Below are 3,635 nucleotides of genomic sequence, written 5' to 3' on the forward strand. Positions count from 1 at the left end.
CGAACCTGCGACCACTCGCTTGTAAGTTACTTCGCCAGGAACGGTGACCTGACCTGCATATCCGCAGATCACGGCGATCCATCCGAGGTCGAATTAATCGCTCCCCACTCGGTGGCACCAGGAGCGCCCGCCCGGGCGCCGGACCGCCGGAGACAGCATGTCCCCCCTCGCACCCTCGACGCGAGCACGTGACCTATCCCACAAGACAGAGAAGGCCTGGACCGCCGCGCGTCGCGCCGCCGACCGGGCGATGTCCCGTTCGGACTGCTGGCGCGGCGCGGCGGGCTCGTCCGAGCTGACGGCCGAGGAGCGCACCGAGGTGGGCCGCGGCGCGCTGGCCGCGATGGATGAGGCGATCATCCGCCTGCAGGCCGCGCGGGATGCGTTGTCGGCCGAGCTGCTGGATGCCGGGGTGCTGGCGCCGCCGCTGGTGGAGTCGGAGGACCTGCCGGCGACGACCTGGCAGGCCCTGGCCGACGAGGGTCATTTCGAGGCGACCGAGGGGGAGCTGGCACGGCTGGTCGTGTCGGACCTGGCCGCCGACCTGGCGGACGCAGCGCACCAGCTGGTGCCGACCCAGCCGCGGCGCGGCGACGTCCTCGTCGAGAGTGCGGACAGCATCGTGCACCAGGCGCAGGCGCTGCTCACCGCGGTGGTCATCGCGGCCCGGGCGCGGGCGACGTCGTGGGACGAGATCGACAACGTCATCGGTGAGCGGGGGGAGGATCTCGACGCTCCCGCGCGGCGGCCGGCCGAGGCCCGGTACGCCCAGGCGATCGCCGAGTGGCACCGCGGGATCGACCGGCCTTACCACTCGTATGGCGGCCGGATGCACGCGCAGCTACCGGACGCGGCGCTGCGTCCGCGGTGGTCGGCGCGGCACCTCGACCGGTGGGTGCTGGCCCGGCGGCAGCCCCGGGACAACGACGGCGGTGGGAACGCTCCGGTGTCCGCGCACACGGTGGATGCGGCCGGTGCGGACCACACGAGCTGGTTGATCAGCACGATGCTCGGGGTGTCGAGTCGGACGATGTACGGGTTGCGGGAGCCGGGGTCGGTGGCGACGCGGGTGCACGCGGAGCGCAAGGTGCCCGCGTTGGCTGCCGCGGCGAAGCCCGGCGACCCGAAGGACGCCGAGACGTTGGCGGCCGCGCGGACGGCGCTCGAGGCTCTGCGCCAGGCGGGCACGCCGGCGGTGTCGGAGTGAGCCGCGCCAGTGGGCACGAGCGTGGAACTGGCGGCCGCCCGGGCGAGATCCGGATTCGCGGGATCGCGGCGGACCCGCACGGCACGCGGAAGCAGCGGCGCGCCGCCCGGAAGCTGCGTGTCGCCTGTCCTCCGGGCTGCGCCGGGTGCCGCACCTCGGCCGAGCGCACCGCCGGCGGTCCGGCGTGACCCGCGGTAGCGCGGGGGTGTCCGCGCTGCTGACCCGGTGGCGCGCGTACCGGGCCGGGCGGCGCGCGGATCGGGTGGCGGCCGCGACCGCGGAGCTGCGTCTGGCGCTGGCGGACTGGGCGGAGGACGACGCCGCGCGGGCGGAGCTGGTCGCCGCGCTCGTCGACGAGCAGGGTGGTCTGTGGCTGCGGGAGGCCGCGTCCGGCCGGCTGAAGCGCTGGTTCTACGTGACGGACTACGAGGGCATGTCCGATCTGCAGGTCGCGGTCGACCTGGACGGGGCGCGGCGTGCGCTGTGCCGTGGCCGGATCCCCGGCGAGCCGGCCGAGCTCGCCGCGCTGGCGCGCATCGTCGGCTGACCTCGGGCATGCCGAAACCGGCCCGGCCACCCCTGGTGTGGGGTGGCCGGGCCGTGTGCTGTGCGGGGAGGTGTGTCGGTCGGCTACCGGGCCGGCGGGGTGGTGGCGAGGATGCGGCCGAGGGCCTCGGCGCGGGCGACGCGGTCGAGTGCCTCCTGGTTGCCGGCGGCTGCGGCCGCGCGCAGCTGGCGGCCCTCGCTCGCGAGGTTGGTCAACTTGTTCGGGGAGGCGTAGCCGAGCGCGGCGGCGAGCTGGGCGCGGTCGCTGCGGTCGACGGCGTCGGCGGCAGCGAGGCTGCGCCAGTCGCTTGCGGCGCGGCGCCAGGCGGCTGGCTCCGAGGCCGCCCACATGGCAGGGGTGAGTTCCACCTCGGGTCTCCTCGCTGTCGGGACTGTGCCCCGCTGGCGCGCGGGGCACACGCATGCGTGTTTATCAGGCCGCTCGGAGTCCCGGGCCGGCGACCCCGCGGGTCCGCAGGATCGCCTCGTCGCGGCGGGCCGCGTAGGCGATCACGCTGGCGAGGCTGACGCCGCCGGCGAGGCGGGCCAGGCGGCCGCCGGCGGACGGGGCGAGGTAGCGGCGCACCGTCACCTCGGCCACGCCCAGCCGGTGGGCGGCCTCGGCGACGCTGACGGCCCGGCCGGGGATCGGCAGCGCCAGCAGGGGGGCCGTCGGAGCGGGCTGCGGCTCGCTGGCCGCGGGGGCCTGGTCCCGGCGGGGCCGGCCGGTGCGCTCCCGCCAGCCGTCCAGGTCCGCGAGGATCTCGGCCCGGCCGATCCGGTGGCCCTGGCCGAGGGCCGCCGCCAGGATCTGGCGGATCTCGCTGCGCTCCGTCTGCGTCATCCCCGTGTCCCCTTTCGCTCTCCCCTGCCGACACCCCCATTACACACGCATGCGTGTGTAATGGCAAATCGAGTCCATGTGGTGCACATTGCACACGCATGCGCGTTGACGGTAGACACGCATGCGTGTGTAATGGAGTCACACCGAGAGGCGAGCGAGAGGGGACAGCGAGATGGACACCACGGAGATCACCAGGGCCCCGGCGACCACGGTCAACGCGGAGGGCGCCTGGAAGCCCACCCACGCGGCGACCATCGACCGGCTCCAGGCCCTCCTGGACGCGGCCCGGTGGGAGATCGCCGAGGTGGCAGGCTCCGAGGAGGACGACCGGGACACGATGCTGACCACCCTCCGCGACCTGATCACGGAGGCGTCCACCGCGATGGTCACCACCGCCGGTTGCCGCTTCTGACACAGCAACAGCGGCCCCTGCCCCACCCGAGTCCGGGTGGGGCAGGGGCCGCTGTGCGTCGCGCGCTGGGCAGCAGGGCTACCGGGCGGGCCCCGGGTTCGTCGGGTCCAGGCTGGCCGAGCCGACGGCGCCGCGGTTCGCACCGAGCGCACCGACCAGCGTCTCGACGCCGGCACCGACGGCCGCGCCGACCGCGCCAGAGAGCAGGAGTCGGGCGGTGGACAGGTCGCCGGCGGCCGCGGCCGCGGTGATGGCGGTCAGGCCGCTCGCGAACGACGCGAGAGCCGCGCGCGCGGCGCGCTCACCGAGGTCGCGAGCGGCGGCGGCGATACGGGCGAGGACGTCAGGCATGGGTGTCTCCCGTGATGGTTGCGGTGAGGGTGAGCTGGCCGAGCTGGGTGGACAGCGCGCGGAGCTCCGCGAGGACGGGACCGAGGTCGACCGCGCCGCCGGCGCCGACGGTCAGGCGGTTCACGGCGGTGGTCAGCGCGTCCAGGCGGGCGGAGGCCTCCCGCAGCGTGGCCGCGAGTGCGTCGTCCCGCTGCCACTCGAAGCTGGATCGGAGCACGAGCAGGCCGAGGGCCTGGCCCACGGTGCCGATGGCGACGTCGGCCATCCGCACCTCG

The 3,635-nt window shown here is 75.1% G+C and carries 7 protein-coding genes; 3 read left to right on the top strand and 4 right to left on the bottom strand.

Annotation, left to right across the window (positions count from 1 at the left end; all coding sequences use genetic code 11):
• Positions 1–157 precede the first annotated feature (157 nt).
• Together FREUN1FDRAFT_RS38355 and FREUN1FDRAFT_RS38365 are read left to right on the top strand one after the other, a co-directional pair.
• On the top strand, positions 158–1,207 hold the full coding sequence (locus tag FREUN1FDRAFT_RS38355; RefSeq protein WP_006545832.1) for a hypothetical protein: 1,050 nt from the start codon (positions 158–160) through the stop codon (positions 1,205–1,207).
• Positions 1,208–1,391: 184 nt separating this feature from the next.
• On the top strand, positions 1,392–1,754 hold the full coding sequence (locus FREUN1FDRAFT_RS38365; protein WP_006545833.1) for a hypothetical protein: 363 nt from the start codon (positions 1,392–1,394) through the stop codon (positions 1,752–1,754).
• An 83-nt stretch (positions 1,755–1,837) separates the two neighbouring features.
• On the opposite strand, the gene FREUN1FDRAFT_RS38370 is transcribed toward FREUN1FDRAFT_RS38365, so the two are convergent.
• Both FREUN1FDRAFT_RS38370 and FREUN1FDRAFT_RS38375 read right to left on the bottom strand, forming a co-directional pair.
• Complete coding sequence (locus tag FREUN1FDRAFT_RS38370) at positions 1,838–2,122, bottom strand: hypothetical protein (RefSeq protein WP_006545834.1); 285 nt, start codon at positions 2,120–2,122, stop codon at positions 1,838–1,840.
• 64 nt (positions 2,123–2,186) lie between these two features.
• Positions 2,187–2,597, bottom strand: coding sequence for a hypothetical protein (locus FREUN1FDRAFT_RS38375; protein ID WP_006545835.1), 411 nt, complete (start codon positions 2,595–2,597; stop codon positions 2,187–2,189).
• Between the two features lie 172 nt (positions 2,598–2,769).
• Between FREUN1FDRAFT_RS38375 and FREUN1FDRAFT_RS38380 the strand changes: the two genes are divergently transcribed.
• Positions 2,770–3,009, top strand: coding sequence for a hypothetical protein (locus FREUN1FDRAFT_RS38380; protein ID WP_006545836.1), 240 nt, complete (start codon positions 2,770–2,772; stop codon positions 3,007–3,009).
• A gap of 78 nt (positions 3,010–3,087) precedes the next feature.
• On the opposite strand, the gene FREUN1FDRAFT_RS38385 is transcribed toward FREUN1FDRAFT_RS38380, so the two are convergent.
• On the bottom strand, positions 3,088–3,360 hold the full coding sequence (locus tag FREUN1FDRAFT_RS38385) for a hypothetical protein (RefSeq protein ID WP_006545837.1): 273 nt from the start codon (positions 3,358–3,360) through the stop codon (positions 3,088–3,090).
• Positions 3,353–3,635 (bottom strand): hypothetical protein (locus FREUN1FDRAFT_RS38390; protein WP_232295617.1); only part of this gene is annotated, 283 nt, incomplete at its 5' end. The genes FREUN1FDRAFT_RS38390 and FREUN1FDRAFT_RS38385, both read right to left, overlap by 8 nt.

Origin of the sequence: Parafrankia sp. EUN1f (assembly GCF_000177675.1) — a bacterium.
Taxonomy (GTDB): domain Bacteria; phylum Actinomycetota; class Actinomycetes; order Frankiales; family Frankiaceae; genus Parafrankia.

Bases quoted from the DNA above. Each gene is read 5' to 3' on its own strand.
- FREUN1FDRAFT_RS38355 (WP_006545832.1), top strand. From the start codon at position 158: ATGTCCCCCCTCGCACCCTCGACGCGAGCACGTGACCTATCCCACAAG.
- FREUN1FDRAFT_RS38375 (WP_006545835.1), bottom strand. From the start codon at position 2,597: ATGACGCAGACGGAGCGCAGCGAGATCCGCCAGATCCTGGCGGCGGCC.
- FREUN1FDRAFT_RS38380 (WP_006545836.1), top strand. From the start codon at position 2,770: ATGGACACCACGGAGATCACCAGGGCCCCGGCGACCACGGTCAACGCG.
- FREUN1FDRAFT_RS38385 (WP_006545837.1), bottom strand. From the start codon at position 3,360: ATGCCTGACGTCCTCGCCCGTATCGCCGCCGCCGCTCGCGACCTCGGT.